The sequence below is a fragment of the Rhizobium hidalgonense genome (assembly GCF_002914525.1).
Classification (GTDB): Bacteria; Pseudomonadota; Alphaproteobacteria; order Rhizobiales; family Rhizobiaceae; genus Rhizobium; species Rhizobium hidalgonense.
This window is the reverse complement of record NZ_LODW01000041.1, coordinates 30,850-47,752: the sequence shown is the minus strand read 5'-3', so window position 1 is coordinate 47,752 and position 16,903 is coordinate 30,850. Positions and strand designations below refer to the sequence as shown.

Below are 16,903 nucleotides of genomic sequence, written 5' to 3'. Positions count from 1 at the left end.
GCAGGCAAGAAGAAGATTTCCGGAGGCTGAGGGCTGATGGGTGCTTATGTCCTTCGCCGGCTGCTTTTAATGATCCCGACCATCATCGGCATCATGGCGATTTCCTTCACGGTCATTCAGTTCGCGCCCGGCGGCCCGGTCGAACAGGTGATCGCCCAATTGACCGGCCAGGCCGATAGCGCCGATCAGCGCCTGTCCGGCGGCGGCGATCTCCTCGGCGGCGGCGGCAGCGACGAAGGCTCTAAATATCGCGGCGCCCAGGGGCTCGATCCGGAACTGATCGCCAAGCTGGAAAAGCAATTCGGCTTCGACAAGCCGCCACTGACCCGTTTCGGCGAGATGATGTGGAATTACATCCGTTTCGATTTCGGCGAGAGCTTCTTCCGCAACACCTCGGTGCTTGAACTCATCAAGGAGAAGCTGCCGGTGTCGATCTCGCTCGGCATCTGGATCCTGATCTTCTCCTATGCCATCTCCATCCCACTCGGCATCCGCAAGGCGGTCAAGGATGGATCGACCTTCGATGTCTGGACATCGGGCGTCATCGTCGTCGGCTACGCCGTGCCGAGCTTCCTCTTCGGCATTCTTTTGATCGTGCTGTTCGCCGGTGGCTCATTCTATGACTGGTTTCCGCTGCGCGGCCTCGTTTCCGACAATTTCGACCAGCTGGCCTGGTGGCAGAAGCCGCTCGATTATTTCTGGCACCTGACCTTGCCGTTGATTTCTCTGTCGCTCGCCGCCTTCGCCACGACGACCCTGCTCACCAAGAATTCCTTCATCGAGGAGATCAAGAAGCAATATGTCGTCACCGCTCGCGCCAAGGGGCTGAACCAGCGGCAGGTGCTCTACGGCCATGTCTTCCGCAACGCCATGCTGATCATCATCGCCGGTTTTCCCGGCGCCTTCATTTCCGCTTTCTTCACCGGCTCGCTGCTCATCGAGAACATTTTCTCGCTGGATGGCCTCGGCCGCCTTGGTTACCTCTCGGTCGTCAACCGGGATTATCCGATCGTCTTCGCGACCCTCTACATCTTCTCGCTGCTCGGCCTCGCCGTCAGCCTGATCTCTGATCTGATCTACACCTGGATCGATCCGCGCATCGATTTCGAGCGGAGGGATGTCTGATGGACGCCGCCGCAAATCCTGCCGTCGCAACTCCCGTCAAGCCGCCGCGCAAGGGGCTGTTGTCGCCGACCAACATCCGCCGCTGGCAGAATTTCCGGGCAAATGGCCGTGGTTACTGGTCGTTGTGGCTGTTCCTGCTGCTTTTCGTGCTCAGCCTGTTTGCCGAATTGCTCGCTAACGACCGACCGATCATCGCCTCCTACAAGGGCGAAATCCTTTTTCCCGTGTTGATCAATTATCCCGAGGAGAAGTTCGGCGGCTTCCTTGCCGAAACCGACTATCGCTCCTCGGTGATATCGGACGAGATCAACGCCAATGGCTGGATGATCTGGCCGCCGGTGCGCTATTCCTACCGTTCGGTCAATTCAAATATTCCGCATTCGGCGCCGACCGCTCCCTTCTGGCTGATGACCAAGGAGGAGCGCTGCTCCGGTTATCCGCAAGGGGTGAACGATCCCGGCTGCACCTTCGGTAATCTCAACTGGCTCGGCACCGACGACCAGGCCCGCGACGTGCTGGCGCGCGTCATCTACGGCTTCCGCATATCGGTGCTCTTCGGCCTGGCGCTGACCATCTGCTCGGCGGTCATCGGCGTGACGGCAGGGGCCGTGCAGGGTTATTTCGGCGGCTTGACCGATCTGCTGCTGCAGCGCTTCATCGAGATCTGGTCGTCGATGCCGGTGCTTTACATCCTGCTGATCATTGCCGCCATCCTGCCGCCCGGCTTTTTCGTGCTGCTCGGCATCATGCTGCTCTTCTCCTGGGTCAGCTTCGTCGGCGTCGTACGCGCCGAATTCCTGCGCGCCCGCAATTTCGAATATGTTCGCGCCGCCCGCGCCCTCGGCGTCAACAACCGCACCATCATGTGGCGCCACCTGCTGCCGAACGCCATGGTCGCGACGCTGACCTTCCTGCCCTTCATCCTCTCCGGCTCGATCACGACGCTGACCTCGCTCGATTTCCTCGGCTTCGGCATGCCGCCGGGCTCCCCCTCGCTCGGCGAGATGATCGCCCAGGGCAAGTCCAACCTGCAGGCGCCATGGCTTGGGCTGACCGCCTTCTTTGCCATGTCGATCATGCTGTCCCTGCTGATCTTCATCGGCGAAGCCGTGCGCGATGCCTTCGATCCGAGGAAGACGTTTCAATGAGTGACACGACAGCACCGCTCCTTTCCGTCCGCGATCTCTCCGTTGCCTTTCATCAGGGCGGCGAGACGTCGCTTGCCGTCGATCATATCTCCTTCGATATCGCCAAGGGCGAAGTCGTGGCGCTGGTCGGCGAATCCGGCTCCGGCAAGTCGGTGTCGGCGAATTCGATCCTGCGGCTTTTGCCCTATCCCTCGGCAAGCCATCCTTCCGGCGAGATCCTATTCAAGGGCGAGGACCTCTTGAAGGCATCGGAGCGGGCGCTGCGCGAGGTCCGCGGCAACGACATCACCATGATCTTCCAGGAGCCGATGACCTCGCTCAATCCGCTTCATACGATCGAGAAGCAGATCGCCGAGATCCTGGCGCTGCATCAGGGTCTCAGCGGCCAGGCGGCGCGTGAGCGGGTACTGGAATTGTTGAACCAGGTCGGCATCCGCGAGCCGGAAAAGCGATTGAAGGCCTATCCGCACGAACTGTCAGGTGGCCAGCGCCAGCGCGTCATGATCGCCATGGCGCTTGCCAACCGGCCCGAACTGCTGATTGCCGACGAGCCGACCACCGCGCTCGACGTCACCGTGCAGGCGCAGATCCTCGAATTGCTGCGGCAGCTGAAGACCGTGCACGGCATGTCGATGCTGTTCATCACCCATGATCTCGGCATTGTCCGCAAATTCGCCGATCGCGTCTGCGTCATGACCAAGGGCAGGATCGTCGAAACCGGAACGGTTGACGAGGTCTTCGCCAATCCCAAGCACGAATATACCCGCCATCTCCTTGCTTCCGAACCGCGCGGCGAGCCGCCGCTTGCCGATCCGTCGAAACCGGTGGTGATGGAAGGTTCGGACATTCGCGTCTGGTTCCCGATCAAATCAGGGCTGATGCGCCGCGTCGTCGACCACGTGAAGGCGGTCGACGGCATCGACCTTTCGCTGCGCGCCGGCCAGACCCTCGGCGTCGTCGGCGAGTCCGGTTCCGGCAAGACCACGCTCGGGCTGGCGCTCACCCGGCTGATCTCCTCGCAAGGCCGGATTGCCTTTGTCGGCAAGGATATAGCCGGCTATTCGTTCAATGAAATGCGGCCGCTGCGCAATCAGCTGCAAATCGTCTTCCAGGATCCCTACGGCTCGCTCAGCCCCCGCATGTCGGTCGGCGATATCATTGCTGAAGGCCTGAAGGTGCATGAGCGCTCGTTGACCTCGGAAGAACGCGACCAGCGCGTCTGCTGGGCGCTGGAGGAAGTCGGTCTTGATCCGCTGACCCGCTGGCGATATCCGCATGAATTCTCCGGCGGCCAGCGCCAGCGTATCGCCATTGCCCGCGCCATGGTGCTGAAGCCGCGTTTCGTCATGCTCGACGAGCCGACCTCGGCGCTCGACATGAGCGTGCAGGCCCAGGTGGTCGATCTGCTGCGCGATCTGCAGCAGAAGCACGATCTCGCCTACCTCTTCATCAGCCATGACTTGAAAGTGGTGAAGGCACTGGCCAACGACGTCATCGTCATGCGTTTCGGCAAGGTGGTGGAGCAGGGGCCGTCAGCGGAAATCTTCCGCGCGCCGAAGGACGATTATACCAAGGCGCTGTTGGCGGCCGCCTTCAACATCGAGGCGGTGCCGACGCCCGCCGTGCAGCAGTGAAGATGATCATGCCCAAACCTCCTCCCGTTCTCGTCGATATCAAGTTCAATCCCGAAGGCGTCGCCCGGGTGCTGAAGACGGCCTTTGCCGATCGCGGCAGCATCAATCTCGCCGATCCGACCGATCGGACGCGCGATCTCCGCGAGGCCGAATATGCGCTGCTCTGGAAGCCGGACGCCGACCTCTTTACGCGGGCGCCGAACCTCAAGGTAATCTTCTCTGGCGGCGCCGGCGTCGACCATATTATCGGGATGGATGGCCTGCCGGAGATCCCGATCGTCCGTTTCGTCGACCGCAGTCTGACGACCCGCATGAGCGAATGGGTGGTCATGCAATGCCTGATGCATCTGCGGGGGCAATATGCCCATGACATCCACCAGCGGCAGCGCCAATGGGCCAAGCTGATCGCGCCTGAAGCGGCGGAGGTAACGGTCGGCGTCATGGGCCTCGGCATTCTCGGGCTGGATGCGGTCGCCAAGCTGAAGGTCATGGGTTTTAACGTCATCGGCTGGTCGCGCACCCGCAAAGAGATCGCCGGCGTCGAAACCTTCGATGCCGGCGAGATGGACAGCTTCCTCGGAAAGACCGACATCCTCGTCGGCCTGCTGCCGCTGACGCCGGAGACGACAGGGTTCTATGATAGCGGGCTATTCAAAAAGCTTCGCAGCAACGGCGCGCTCGGGCGGCCGGTCTTCATCAATGCCGGCCGCGGCAAGAGTCAGGTCGAGGCCGATATCGCTTCCGCCATCCTGAACGGCATCCTCGGCGGTGCTTCCCTCGACGTCTTCGAGGTGGAGCCGCTTGGCCCCGACAACCCGTTGTGGGAATTGGAGAATGTCTTCATCACGCCGCACGACGCGGCGGTCTCCGAAGAAAACGCCCTGTTTCGCCACGTCGAGATGCAGATTGCCCGTTTCGAGCGCGGCGAACCGCTGCAATTCGTGGTCGACCGCGCTGTCGGCTATTAGAGCCTTTCCGGGTTAGATTGAAGCATTCTGTTGGCTCAAACGGAGTCGGCCGGTCGATCAGCCGGCCCGTTTCAGCCAACCCTCCCGCAGATTTGCCTGGCAAATCTGCAAAACTTAAAAATCGCCGGACGCAGTTATCGCTTCGCCATGGCGAAGCGGTGCAGCCGGTGGGCCGGGCATCTCTAGCCAGGATCAAAGGCGATCGGCTCGGACTTACCAAAGGGTATGCCCGTCGCCAATCGCCTTTGCCCTGACGAAAACCTGCTCCGGCAGAATGCTGCAATCTAACCCGGAAAGGCTCTAAGCCTCCCGGAACCTTCCAGACGGCCACCCGTTTCCTCTGCTGAGTTCTTCATGGCTGGATGGCCGTCAAGACGGCGGAAGGAGACGATGATGGCGCATCAGACGGAAACACGCTGGGAAAAGTCCGACGGCAAGCTTCACAAGGAAGAGCAAATCGCGCCGGTGAAGGCAAGACAGGGTCGCACGGGTTATCGTATCCTGCTGGTGCTGCTGGCCGCACTGGTGCTCGCTTTCGTGGTCTGGATCCCGGTCGAGATCTGGGGCAAACGCGAAGCGGATCAGGTGGCTCCACAGCAGCCCGGTCAGCAGCTTCAGTCGCAGCAGCCTGGCGCCGCACCTGCGCCGACGCTTGAGAACGGCAAAGCCATTCCGACCGAGACTGAGAATACGACGCCGGCCGCTCCGAACGTCGCTCCTGCAGCACCGGCCCAACCCGCAGCGCCAGCGCAATAAGTGTTAGGCAGGTGACTTTCGCATCTCGCCGCCGTGCGACGGCGGGGTGCCTATTGTTTTGTCTGGACTTTCTCTGCCGATTTTTCGATAAGAAGGCGCACGAGCCGGTTTCGTGCGCCGGCCCCGCACTTGGCAGCACTCGGGAACTGGGCAGCACCTGACCGGAGTGGACAGGGGCGGGAATTTCATGGCCAGGACCGATATCGCAAGACGCGTCTACAATCACGCTTGGAAGCTCGATCCGATCGTCCGCAGCCTGATCGATACCGACTTCTACAAGCTGCTGATGCTGCAGATGATCTGGAAGCTCTATCCCGAGGTGAACGCGTCCTTTACCCTCATCAACCGCACCAAGCGCGTGCGCCTCGCCGATGAGATCGACGAAGGCGAATTGCGCGAGCAGCTCGATCATGCCCGCACGCTGAAACTCTCCAAGAAGGAGATGATCTGGCTGGCGGGTAACAGCTTCTACGGCCGCGCCCAGATCTTCGAGCCGGAATTCCTCGCCTGGCTCTCCAACTTCCAGCTCCCCGAATACGAGCTGTCGAAAAAGGACGGGCAATATGTGCTGGATTTCCATGGGTCCTGGAAGGAAACCACCATGTGGGAGATCCCGGCGCTCGCCATCGTCAACGAGCTGCGGTCGCGCTCGGCGATGAAGGCGCTCGGCCCCTTCACCCTCGACGTGCTCTATGCCCGCGCCAAGGCGAAGATGTGGTCGAAGGTCGAACGGTTGAAGGAACTGCCGGGTCTGCGCATCTCCGATTTCGGCACCCGCCGCCGCCATAGTTTCCTCTGGCAGCGCTGGTGCGTCGAGGCGCTGAAGGAAGGCATCGGCCCGGCCTTTACCGGCACCAGCAACGTCTTGCTGGCGATGGATTCCGATCTCGAAGCCGTCGGCACCAATGCCCACGAATTGCCGATGGTGGCTGCCGCCCTTGCGCAGACCGACGAGCAGTTGCGCAATGCGCCCTACAAGATCCTGCGCGACTGGAACAAGCTCTATGGCGGCAATCTTCTGATCGTCCTGCCGGATGCCTTCGGCACCGCCGCTTTCCTGCGCGACGCGCCGGAATGGGTCGCCGACTGGACCGGCTTTCGCCCGGACAGCGCGCCCCCGATCGAAGGCGGTGAAAAGATCATCGAATGGTGGAAGAAGATGGGCCGCGATCCGCGCCAGAAGCTCTTGATCTTCTCCGACGGTCTCGATGTCGACGCCATCATCGACACCTACCGGCATTTCGAAGGCCGTGTGCGCATGAGTTTTGGCTGGGGCACCAATCTGACCAACGATTTTTCCGGTTGCGCGCCGACCGAAATCTCCGGCCTCAACCCGATCTCGGTCGTCTGCAAGGTCAGCGACGCCAACGGCCGCCCGGCGGTAAAACTCTCCGACAATCCGCAGAAGGCGACCGGCGAACCGGCGGAGGTCGAGCGCTACCTGAAATTCTTCGGCGCAGAAGACAGGATCGATCAGACCGTTCTGGTGTAGCTCCGCGACAAGGCAGCGCCGCCATCGCGTGGCGCATTGCCATGGCCGGCCATTGCATCCTCGATCGACCAACCGAAGCGCCAGGCGTCGAACATCGAATACCATTCCTGGAAATCGGTGATCGGCAGGATATCCGGCTTCGACATCGGATTGTCGGCCAGGCTGCGGCCGCGTGCACGATCCCGTACACCACGCTCCTGCATCTCAAGCAGAGTCTCGAACATCATCACCCTCCGATCCTATTCGAATACTTTATGCAAGCATCCTAATAAAGCATTGTCGAGTCCGGATGTGATGATTCCGGTTTTTCACAGGATTAGCCCCAATGCGCTAGTACAGGAAATAATGAAGACCGGAATGGCTAGGTATCATGCGATTACGATTAACAACAGCGTGACGGGGAGGCTCGGCTTCCTGGCTGGGGTCCGCCGCCAAGCCTCCCGGCTGGCCGACCTTGAACAAGCCGGTAGCGTCGACACGTTGCCGCCTTCCGGCCGTTGCGATCCAACCAAGATGATAGCGAAGGTTAAAGGACCGTTAATATCCACCGGACCCGTCCCGATCCCGCACACTACCGTGGGCCGGCGGCATTCTCCGGCTGGTCAGGCAGCCAGTCTCCGAAACCGGGTTCTGATCCGGTCGAGGTAATAATGGCCGGGAGACGGCGCCACTGTCATCGCATGGGCTTCCGAGGACGGCACGCCGTCGAACAGACGTTCCTCGCCATTCTTGAAACAAATCCTGAGCCGCCCGTCTTCCTGGCTGAAATAGACGGATTTGATGATCTTCGACTTCACCGAAAGTTCTTCCACCTGTTTAGTCTCCGTTTTTTACTTTGGGCAGAAGATAAACCAAAACGTGCAAAGACGCGGTGAAGCGGCATGGTAAAAATTCTGGAATCCTGCCCAGGTTATGGGGACGTCAATCGCCACCGTCGCCACACTCGACACTACCGATTGCCGGCTTCTGCGGGGGTTCGGTGGGAACTTGCTGAAAAAGAAAGATCGACGTTTGACAGCACCATGTTTTAATGACGATATCTTCCATCCAGAGGTGAGGTATGGCAGGGTGCAATGTTAGGTGAAGCGATTTCCTTTGTAAGACGTAATCTGTCGTTTGTGTGTGTTGTTGTTGCAGCCAATTGCGCACTGGTTGCTTTTGATGACTACAGCGGTGGAAACAAAAGTAATTCAGCGCAATTTTTCGTTGCTTTGTCTTTTGGATTCTTCATTCAGAAAGCAATATTAAATGGAGATGAGAAAGTTTCAAACCTGACCGACAAGCGTGGGTTTGGCGGCTACATCTGGAAGAACTTGCTTATCATGCTGGTCGTCATTGGAATCGGGATTGGTGCCCCTGTCGCATTCGGCGCCGCTTCCCTGTCAAAGAACGTATTTCTACTCTTATGCCTTGCGGTGATCGCAATCATCCTTCCGCTGCTGCTTGCGCTTGTCGGAACCTGGCCTATTGCCGGAATTGCGGGCTCTAATAGCGGACTTTCAGCCGCCTTCAGCCGAGGGAAACGCGGTTTGGCTCCCACCTTTTTGCGGCTGTTTGCCGGACTTTTTCTTCCCTTCATCGGTGCTTTGATATTGATGACGGCAGCAACATCGATGTCATACGAAGCCGATAGCATCTTCTCGGACGGAAAACTGAACCTCATCGCTTTGGCAATACTGGTGATTTGTCAATGGGCGTCGATATTCGGTCTGTGCTACGTTTCGATCGTCTTGGCTCGCAAACTGCTGAGTTCCGAGGCTCCGCGGCCTCCATTCGGAGGACGTCAAGGGAATGCGATCGCAGCGACGAGCGTCTCGGAAATTTTCGAATAGGACCTACAGCGCCGCACGTCTTTTTAGACGCGCAAAGGACGTTGTAACACTCTGAATCTACGCGTCGGCCCGAATCGATTCCGATTTTTGGGCCGACTCGCTGGTCGCGATTATGCTGAGCCGCTGACAGGCGTCCAATATCTGCAAGAATCAGGGGCGTTGAGCTGCTGCCACACGCAATGGATAAGGCTGGCACGGCCCTGCGAAGGAAAGAAGCGGAGGTTTTAACGAATATGGCGGACAGGGTGGGATTCGAACCCACGGTACGCTTTCACGTACACACGCGTTCCAGGCGTGCGCCTTAAACCACTCGGCCACCTGTCCTTCTTGGGCGTTCGCGCCTGGATAGGAGCAAATCGTCGGAACGGCGCGATATATACCGATGAATTTTTGTCGATCAACCGAAATCTAACAGTTTTTTGACTTCTTCAGATAAAACTCGCCTCCGCCCGTCCATTGTGCTTCACATCATCGACGACTATGTAATTCTCAAGGTGAGGAATGGCGCGGGTTCGCCGGAATTGTCCCGGCATATCGAAGCGTCGGAGGAATTGATGCGTTTCCTGTTGCGTCTGGCCAGCCTTGTCGCGCTTGCGGCGGCCGTTATTGCCGGGACCATCGATTCGATCCAATCGGTTGCGGCGTCAGCAGTGGTGGTGACGCCCATTTCCGATGCCTGGCAGGATGTCAGCCCGACAACCCTGACGTCGCTGCAAACCTCCCTTTCCTATTATATTCACCCACGTTTCTACGCCTTCATCTTCCAGTGGCTGATGCTGCAGCCGGCCTTTGCCGTTTTCCTGGTGATCGCGCTGCTTCTCTGGATGATCGGCTACAAGAAGCCGCCGATAGCCGGTCGCTTCACCGCATAGGCAAGCGGGTCCCGCCGCCACGGCCCGGCCGGGATCTGGCCGGCCGCCGTATGGCCTCGACACGACTGTCGGATTGCCGTGAAATTTTGCATCCCGGCAGCGGAAATGTCTAAAAATCAGCCCCAGGGAATGGATTTTCAGCAATCGCTGCAAATCTTTACCGCCTGAAAAATTTCTGGTGAATTTTTCCGTGAGCCATGCAAGGATGCGCGCAGCCAGGCCTCCGGGGGGAGGTCGGTGGTTCCGCAGACATGTCCGAAAAGGGCTTGCGGGAGGACCCCTAACGAATAGCAACAACAGGGCTGCACAATGAAAAAATCCCTTCTCACTCTCCTTGCCGTGGCTGCCATGTCGACGACGGCGCTTGCCGCCGATGTCAAGCCGGCGCTGGTTTACGGCACCGGCGGGAAGTTCGATAAGTCTTTCAACGAAGCGGCCTATAACGGCGCTGAGAAGTTCAAGGCCGAGACCGGCATCGCCTATCGCGACTTCGAGCCGACCGGCGACACCCAGGGCGAACAGGCCATCCGCAACTTCGCAAGCCGCGGTTTCAATCCGGTGGTTGCCGTTTCCTTCGCCTGGACCTCGGCGATCGAGAAGGTTGCAGCCGAATTCCCTGATACCAAGTTCATCATCGTCGACTCCGTCGTCGACAAGCCGAACGTCCGCTCGGTGGTCTACAAGGAAGAAGAAGGCTCCTACCTCGTCGGCATTCTCGCTGGCATGGCATCGAAAACAGGCAAGGTCGGCTTCGTCGGCGGCATGGATATTCCGCTGATCCGCAAGTTCGAATGCGGTTACGAACAGGGTGCGCGCGCCGCCAAGGCCGATGTCGAAGTTTTCCAGAACATGACCGGCACCACGGGTGCAGCCTGGAATGACCCGGTTCGTGGCGGCGAGCTCACCAAGAACCAGATCGATCAGGGCGCCGACGTTATTTACGCGGCAGCCGGCGCCACCGGCCTCGGCGTTCTGCAGACCGCTGCCGACAACAAGAAGCTGTCGATCGGCGTCGATTCCAACCAGAACCATCTGCATCCGGGCTCGGTGCTGACCTCGATGGTCAAGCGCGTCGACCTCGCCGTCTACAACGCCTATAGCGACACCAAGAACGACAAGTTCACCGGTGGCGTCCAGGCGCTCGGCGTCAAGGAAGATGGTGTTGGCGCCGCGATCGACGACAACAACAAGTCGCTGATCACGCCGGAAATGCAGGCGGCCGTCGACAAGGCAAAGGCCGATATCATTGCGGGGACCATCAAGGTTCACGATTATACCTCGGACAATGCTTGCCCGAAGTGATCCGCGCCCTGATGTAATCGACGATTGAGATCGGGCGTATGGCGGAGGGGATTTTCGCCATACGCCCTTATCTTATTTGGAGCCTGCCGTGACAGATAAGCCCGCTATCGAGCTTGTCGGCATCGATAAGAAATTCGGTGCCGTCCATGCCAACAAGGACATCAACCTCACCGTTGCCAAGGGGACGATCCACGGCATCATCGGCGAAAATGGCGCCGGCAAATCGACGCTGATGTCGATCATCTATGGTTTTTACCACGCCGACAGCGGTGAGATCCGCGTCAACGGCAATCCCGTCACCATCCGCGACAGCCAGGCAGCGATCGCCACCGGCATCGGCATGGTGCACCAGCATTTCATGCTGGTCGACAATTTTACGGTGCTCGAGAATATCATGCTCGGCGCCGAAGGCGGCATGCTGCTGGCGAGAGGCGTTGCATCGGCCCGCGCCGAACTCAAGCGGCTGGAAACGGAATACGGCCTCGAGGTCGATCCGGACGCGCTGATCGAAGAACTCCCGGTCGGTCTGCAACAGCGCGTCGAAATCCTGAAAGCCATGTATCGCGGCGCCGAGATCCTGATTCTCGATGAGCCGACGGGCGTGTTGACGCCGGCTGAAGCCGATCACCTTTTCCGTATCCTCAAGGTGCTGCGCGACCAGGGCAAGACGATCATCCTCATCACCCACAAGCTGCGCGAGATCATGGCGATCACCGATACGGTCTCGGTCATGCGCCGCGGCGAGATGGTCGCCACCCGCAAGACAGCGGAAACGACGGTGGAAGAGCTTGCCGAACTGATGGTCGGCCGCCGCGTGCTGTTGCGCGTGCAAAAGGGCGAGGCGAATCCAGGCGCCGCCGTGCTCTCCGTCCGCAATCTCTCGGTCAAGGACAATCGCGGCGTCACCATGGTCGATAACGTCTCCTTCGAGGTGCGCGCCGGCGAAATCGTCGGCATTGCCGGTGTCGCCGGCAATGGCCAGTCCGAATTGCTGGAGGCAATTGCCGGCATTCGCAAGCCCGCCTCCGGCGAAATCCTTCTCGACGGCCAGACGATCGACAAGGCCGATCCCGCCCGGCTGCGCGAACTCGGCCTCGCCCATATTCCCGAGGACCGCCATCATATGGGCCTGGTCCTGAAATTCGAGGAATACGAAAATTCCGTGCTCGGCTATCACCGCCGCCCGGGCTACAGCCGCGGCCCGCTGCTCGATCTCGAAGCGATCCGCAGGGATGCGATGGAGAAGATCGAGAAATACGACATCCGCCCGCCGAACCCGCGGCTGAAGACGGCGAATTTCTCCGGCGGCAACCAGCAGAAGATCGTCGTCGCCCGCGAGATCGAACGTGATCCGAAGATGCTGATCATCGGCCAGCCGACGCGCGGCGTCGATATCGGCGCCATCGAATTCATTCACCGCCGGATCATCGAAATGCGCGATGCGGGTAAGGCGATCCTGCTCGTCTCCGTCGAACTCGATGAAATCCGCTCCCTTTCAGACCGTATCCTTGTCATGTTTGCCGGCCATGTCGTCGGCGAGAAGACGCCCGATGCCGGTGAACAGACCCTCGGCCTGATGATGGCCGGCATTGCCGCGTGAGGCCTTTATGAGCACTGCTTCCGTTCCGCTGCCAAACTGGATCAATTACGGTCTGATCCCACTCTTGAACCTCATTGTCGCCTTCCTGATCTCAGGCTTCGTCGTCTGGCTAATCGGCGAGAGTCCGCTCGGTGCGCTGTCGCTGCTGATCGAAGGCGCCTTCGGCAGCGGTGAGGGCATCGGCTTCACGCTGTACTACGCAACGAGTTTCATTTTCACCGGCCTCTCCGTGGCTGTCGCCATCCATGCTGGCCTGTTCAACATCGGCTCGGAAGGCCAGGCCTATGTCGGTGGGCTGGGCTGCGCACTGGTGGCACTGGCGCTCGATCGTTACGTGCCGTGGTATGTGACGATGCCGATCGCCGTTGTCGGAGCCGGCCTCTTTGGCGCCGCCTGGGCCTTTATCCCTGCTTTCCTGCAGGCCAAGCGCGGCAGCCATATCGTCATCACCACGATCATGTTCAACTATATCGCCGCCGCCCTGATGGTGTATCTGCTGGTGCACGTGCTGATCGTGCCGGGTAAGATGGCGCCGGAAACCCGCACTTTTCTCGAAGGCGGGCAATTGCCGAAGCTTGGTTGGATCATGCAGATGTTCGGCGCCAAGCTGGGTGCTGCGCCGTTCAATGTTTCCTTCATCATCGCCCTTCTTGCCGCCTGGTTTGTCTGGGTACTCATCTGGCGCACCAAGCTTGGATTCGAGATGCGCACGCTGGGCGTGAGTTCGACGGCGGCAGCCTATGCCGGCATTCCCTATGCGCGTATCGTTATCATTGCCATGCTCATTTCCGGCGCGCTCGCCGGCATGATGGCGCTCAATCCCGTCATGGGTTCTTCTGCCCGCTTGCAGGTGGAGTTCGTCGGCGGCGCCGGCTTCGTCGGTATCGCGGTCTCGCTGATGGGCCGCAACCATCCGCTCGGCATCATCTTCTCCGCCATCCTTTTCGGCATTCTTTATCAGGGCGGCGACTGGATCTCCTTCGAGATGCCGAACATCACCCGTGAGATGATCCTGGTCATCCAGGGTCTGGTGATCCTGTTTGCCGGCGCTCTGGAATACATGTTCCGGCCAGCCATGGTGCGCATCTATCAACAGTTCAAGCGAGCCTGAGGAGCGGACGATGGATTATTATGACATCTTCATCAGCGTTCTGAGCTCGACGATCCGCCTGTCGATCCCGCTGATCTTCACCGCCCTTGCCGGCCTGTTTTCAGAACGCGCCGGCATCTTCGACATCGGTCTCGAGGGCAAGATGCTGGGCTCGGCCTTCGCCGCCGCCTGTATTGCCTATCTCACCGATTCGGCCTGGCTGGGTCTCGGCGCCGGCATCGTCTGCTCGGTGGCCCTCAGCCTGGTGCATGGCTTCGCCTCGATCACCAACCGCGGCAACCAGATCGTCTCGGGCGTGGCCATCAACTTCTTCATCGCCGGCATCACCATCGTCCTTGGCCAGGCCTGGTTCGGCCAGGGCGGGCGCACGCCGCAGCTCTCGCCGGATGCTCGCTTCGCGCCGATCATTCTGCCGGGAGCCGATGCCATCCGCGACATACCGATCCTCGGCCCGCTCTATGCCAATGTCATTTCAGGCAACAATATCCTCACCTATCTCGCTTTCCTCGCCGTGCCCTTCTCCTGGTGGGTGCTTTACCGCACGCGCTTCGGCCTCAGGCTGCGCGCCGTCGGCGAAAATCCGGGCGCTGTCGATACGGCTGGCATCTCGGTCGCCTGGCTGCGTTATCGAGCCGTCATGTGCGCCGGCATCCTCTGCGGTTTCTCCGGCACGTATCTAGCGATCGCTCAGTCCGCTGCCTTCATCAAGGACATGTCGGCCGGCAAGGGCTATATCGCGCTCGCCGCCCTCGTCTTCGCCAAGTGGAAGCCGGTGCCGGTGATGTTTGCCTGCCTGCTCTTCGGCTTCCTCGATGCGCTGGCGAATTTCATGCAGGGCAAACAGGTGCCGCTGATCGGCGAGGTGCCGGTTCAGGTCTTCCAGGCGCTGCCCTATATTCTGACCTGTATCCTGCTTGCCGGCTTCATCGGCGTCGCCATCCCGCCGAAGGCCGGCGGCGTGCCCTACACGAAGGAACGTTGATCATGTCCCACGACCTGTTCGAAGCCGCCCGCGGCGCCATGGCTTTTGCCCATGCGCCCTATTCGAAATTTCCCGTCGGTGCCGCGATCCGCGCCGAGGATGGCAAGGTCTATAGCGGCGCCAACATCGAAAACCTCTCCTTTCCGCAAGGATGGTGCGCCGAACCGACGGCAATCAGCGCCATGATCATGGGCGGCGCCAGGAAGATCGTCGAGATGGCCGTTATCGCCGAGAAGCTGCCGCTCTGCCCGCCCTGCGGCGGCTGCCGCCAGAAGATCTCGGAATTCGCCTCGAAGGACACGAAGATCTATCTCTGCGATGAGGCGGGCGTGAAGAAGACCATGACGATGGAAGAGCTGCTTCCCTTCAGCTTCGAGACCGAACTCGGATGAAGGCGACGGTCAGCCTGCTCGCCGCATTGCTCGGCGGCATCAAGCCGCGCCATGGCATCGTGCTCGGCTCTGGTCTCGGCTCGCTCGTCGGAGCGGTGGACGGTGCCGTCCGCGTTCCCTATCGCGACCTGCCGGGCTTTCCCGTCAGCGCCGTCTCTGGCCATGCGGGCGAAGTCGTCGCCGGCCGTCTCGGCGGCGAACCCGTGATCATGCTCTCCGGCCGGGTGCATTATTACGAGAAGGGCGATGCCAATGCCATGCGACTGCCGCTCGAGGTACTGAAGGCGCTCGGTGTCGAAGCGTTGATCCTGACCAACTCGGCCGGATCGCTGCGCGACGACATACCGCCCGGTTCGGTGATGCAGATTACCGATCACATCAATTATTCCGGTATGAATCCGCTGATCGGCGAGGAAAGCGATCATCGTTTCGTCGGCATGACCAATGCCTATGATGCCGGCCTGGCCGCGGCAATGCAGAAGGCAGCGGCAAAGCTCAAGATCGAGCTGGCGCAAGGGGTCTATATGTGGTTTTCCGGTCCGAGCTTCGAAACGCCGGCCGAAATCCGCATGGCGCGCATCCTCGGCGCCGATGCCGTCGGCATGTCGACGGTGCCGGAGGTCATCATTGCAAGAATGCTGGGTCTGAGGGTTGCCGCCGCTTCCGTTATCACCAACTATGGGGCGGGCATGACCGGCAACGAACTCAGCCATGAAGAAACCAAGGACATGGCGCCCGTCGGCGGCGCCCGTCTCGCCGCCATATTGAAAGAGATGATTGCGGCCAGTACAGGATGATTTTAGGCCGGGTCGGCCTAAAATCTGAATCCTGTTCTACATCAAACAGCGAGAGCATGATGTCGTGAGAAAACCGCCCACACTTTTCGGCATGATGCTCTAGAGGAAGTGAAGATGAATAGCCATTCCATCCGGGAAACGGCGGCGGTCGCCCTTTCCCTACTCGATCTCACCAATTTGAAAGATGATTGCACTGCGGCGCAGATCGACGTGCTTTGCGCCCGCGCGCAGACCCCCTATGGCAATAGTGCGGCGATCTGCATCTGGCCGCGCTTCGTCGCTCAAGCCCGCAACATCCTCGGCACCGACCATGCCGTGCGGATCGCCACCGTCGTCAACTTCCCCTCGGGTGACATGGAAGTGGCCGATGTCGCCGCCGAAACCCGCGAGGCGATTGCCGACGGCGCCGACGAGATCGATCTGGTTATCCCCTACCGCAAGCTCATAGCCGGCAATGAAAAGGCCGTGACCGATATGGTCAAGGCGGTGCGCGCCGAATGCGCCGGACCCGTCCTGCTGAAAGTCATCATCGAGACCGGCGAGTTGAAGGAGGCGGCATTGATCCGCCGCGCCTCCGAGCTTGCCATCGACGCCGGCGCCGATTTCATCAAGACCTCCACCGGCAAGGTCGCCGTCAACGCGACGCTCGAAGCCGCCGACATCATGATCCGCGCCATTCGCGAAAGCGGACGCAAGGTCGGCTTCAAGCCGGCCGGCGGTATCGGCTCGGTGGCCGATGCCGCCCTCTATCTGAGCTTGGCCGAAACCATCATGGCGCCGGACTGGGCGATGCCGTCGACCTTTCGCTTCGGCGCGTCCGGCCTGCTTGACGATATCCTGGCGGTTCTGAGCGGAGCACAGTCTGCATCAGCCGTGGCGTCGAGCTATTGAG

The 16,903-nt window shown here is 60.1% G+C and carries 17 protein-coding genes and 1 tRNA gene; 15 read left to right on the top strand and 3 right to left on the bottom strand.

Translation table 11 applies throughout. From position 1 onward, the window contains the following. Positions 1-36: 36 nt before the first annotated feature. From ATY29_RS04030 to pncB, 6 genes are all read left to right on the top strand, one after another. Entirely contained in the window at positions 37-1,125 is a 1,089-nt protein-coding gene (locus ATY29_RS04030; RefSeq protein ID WP_025417489.1) for a microcin C ABC transporter permease YejB, read from the top strand. Continuing rightward, on the top strand, positions 1,125-2,273 hold the full coding sequence (locus tag ATY29_RS04025) for an ABC transporter permease (RefSeq protein ID WP_003571113.1): 1,149 nt from the start codon (positions 1,125-1,127) through the stop codon (positions 2,271-2,273). Before ATY29_RS04030 ends, ATY29_RS04025 begins: the two co-directional genes overlap by 1 nt. Further along, a complete protein-coding gene (locus ATY29_RS04020; RefSeq protein ID WP_025417490.1) occupies positions 2,270-3,907 on the top strand; it encodes an ABC transporter ATP-binding protein in 1,638 nt (545 codons plus the stop codon). The genes ATY29_RS04025 and ATY29_RS04020 overlap by 4 nt, the downstream gene beginning before the upstream one ends. Before the next feature lie 8 nt (positions 3,908-3,915). After that, a complete protein-coding gene (locus ATY29_RS04015) occupies positions 3,916-4,875 on the top strand; it encodes a 2-hydroxyacid dehydrogenase (protein ID WP_097535346.1) in 960 nt (319 codons plus the stop codon). Between the two features lie 390 nt (positions 4,876-5,265). Next, a complete protein-coding gene (locus ATY29_RS04005) occupies positions 5,266-5,631 on the top strand; it encodes a hypothetical protein (RefSeq protein WP_172643043.1) in 366 nt (121 codons plus the stop codon). 187 nt (positions 5,632-5,818) lie between these two features. Further along, positions 5,819-7,123, top strand: a complete 1,305-nt coding sequence (gene pncB / locus ATY29_RS04000) for a nicotinate phosphoribosyltransferase (RefSeq protein ID WP_003571105.1) — start codon at positions 5,819-5,821, stop codon at positions 7,121-7,123. Here the strand turns inward: pncB and ATY29_RS03995 are convergent. Beyond that, positions 7,105-7,347, bottom strand: coding sequence for a CrpP-related protein (locus tag ATY29_RS03995; RefSeq protein ID WP_003571104.1), 243 nt, complete (start codon positions 7,345-7,347; stop codon positions 7,105-7,107). The two genes, pncB and ATY29_RS03995, sit on opposite strands and share 19 nt — an antisense overlap. Before the next feature lie 378 nt (positions 7,348-7,725). Beyond that, the gene (locus ATY29_RS03990; protein ID WP_003571103.1) at positions 7,726-7,935 is read right to left on the bottom strand and encodes a KTSC domain-containing protein; all 210 of its coding nucleotides are present in this window, start codon (positions 7,933-7,935) and stop codon (positions 7,726-7,728) included. A gap of 261 nt (positions 7,936-8,196) precedes the next feature. Between ATY29_RS03990 and ATY29_RS03985 the strand changes: the two genes are divergently transcribed. Continuing rightward, on the top strand, positions 8,197-8,955 hold the full coding sequence (locus ATY29_RS03985) for a hypothetical protein (RefSeq protein WP_003571102.1): 759 nt from the start codon (positions 8,197-8,199) through the stop codon (positions 8,953-8,955). Between the two features lie 234 nt (positions 8,956-9,189). Here the strand turns inward: ATY29_RS03985 and ATY29_RS03980 are convergent. Continuing rightward, positions 9,190-9,279: transfer RNA gene (locus ATY29_RS03980), tRNA-Ser, on the bottom strand. A gap of 230 nt (positions 9,280-9,509) precedes the next feature. Between ATY29_RS03980 and ATY29_RS03975 the strand changes: the two genes are divergently transcribed. The 8 genes from ATY29_RS03975 (at position 9,510) to deoC (ending at position 16,902) form a co-directional block, all read left to right on the top strand. Continuing rightward, on the top strand, positions 9,510-9,827 hold the full coding sequence (locus ATY29_RS03975; protein WP_003571101.1) for a hypothetical protein: 318 nt from the start codon (positions 9,510-9,512) through the stop codon (positions 9,825-9,827). Positions 9,828-10,136: 309 nt separating this feature from the next. Continuing rightward, positions 10,137-11,129, top strand: coding sequence for a BMP family lipoprotein (locus ATY29_RS03970; RefSeq protein WP_003571100.1), 993 nt, complete (start codon positions 10,137-10,139; stop codon positions 11,127-11,129). A gap of 88 nt (positions 11,130-11,217) precedes the next feature. Next, a complete protein-coding gene (locus tag ATY29_RS03965) occupies positions 11,218-12,729 on the top strand; it encodes an ABC transporter ATP-binding protein (protein ID WP_003571099.1) in 1,512 nt (503 codons plus the stop codon). 7 nt (positions 12,730-12,736) lie between these two features. Next, on the top strand, positions 12,737-13,840 hold the full coding sequence (locus ATY29_RS03960) for an ABC transporter permease (RefSeq protein ID WP_003571098.1): 1,104 nt from the start codon (positions 12,737-12,739) through the stop codon (positions 13,838-13,840). Between the two features lie 10 nt (positions 13,841-13,850). Beyond that, complete coding sequence (locus ATY29_RS03955) at positions 13,851-14,822, top strand: ABC transporter permease (protein WP_025417494.1); 972 nt, start codon at positions 13,851-13,853, stop codon at positions 14,820-14,822. Positions 14,823-14,824: 2 nt separating this feature from the next. Next, on the top strand, positions 14,825-15,214 hold the full coding sequence (locus tag ATY29_RS03950; RefSeq protein ID WP_025417495.1) for a cytidine deaminase: 390 nt from the start codon (positions 14,825-14,827) through the stop codon (positions 15,212-15,214). Further along, complete coding sequence (locus ATY29_RS03945) at positions 15,211-16,011, top strand: purine-nucleoside phosphorylase (protein ID WP_003571095.1); 801 nt, start codon at positions 15,211-15,213, stop codon at positions 16,009-16,011. Before ATY29_RS03950 ends, ATY29_RS03945 begins: the two co-directional genes overlap by 4 nt. Before the next feature lie 114 nt (positions 16,012-16,125). Beyond that, positions 16,126-16,902, top strand: a complete 777-nt coding sequence (gene deoC / locus ATY29_RS03940) for a deoxyribose-phosphate aldolase (RefSeq protein WP_003571094.1) — start codon at positions 16,126-16,128, stop codon at positions 16,900-16,902. Position 16,903 lies beyond the last annotated feature (1 nt).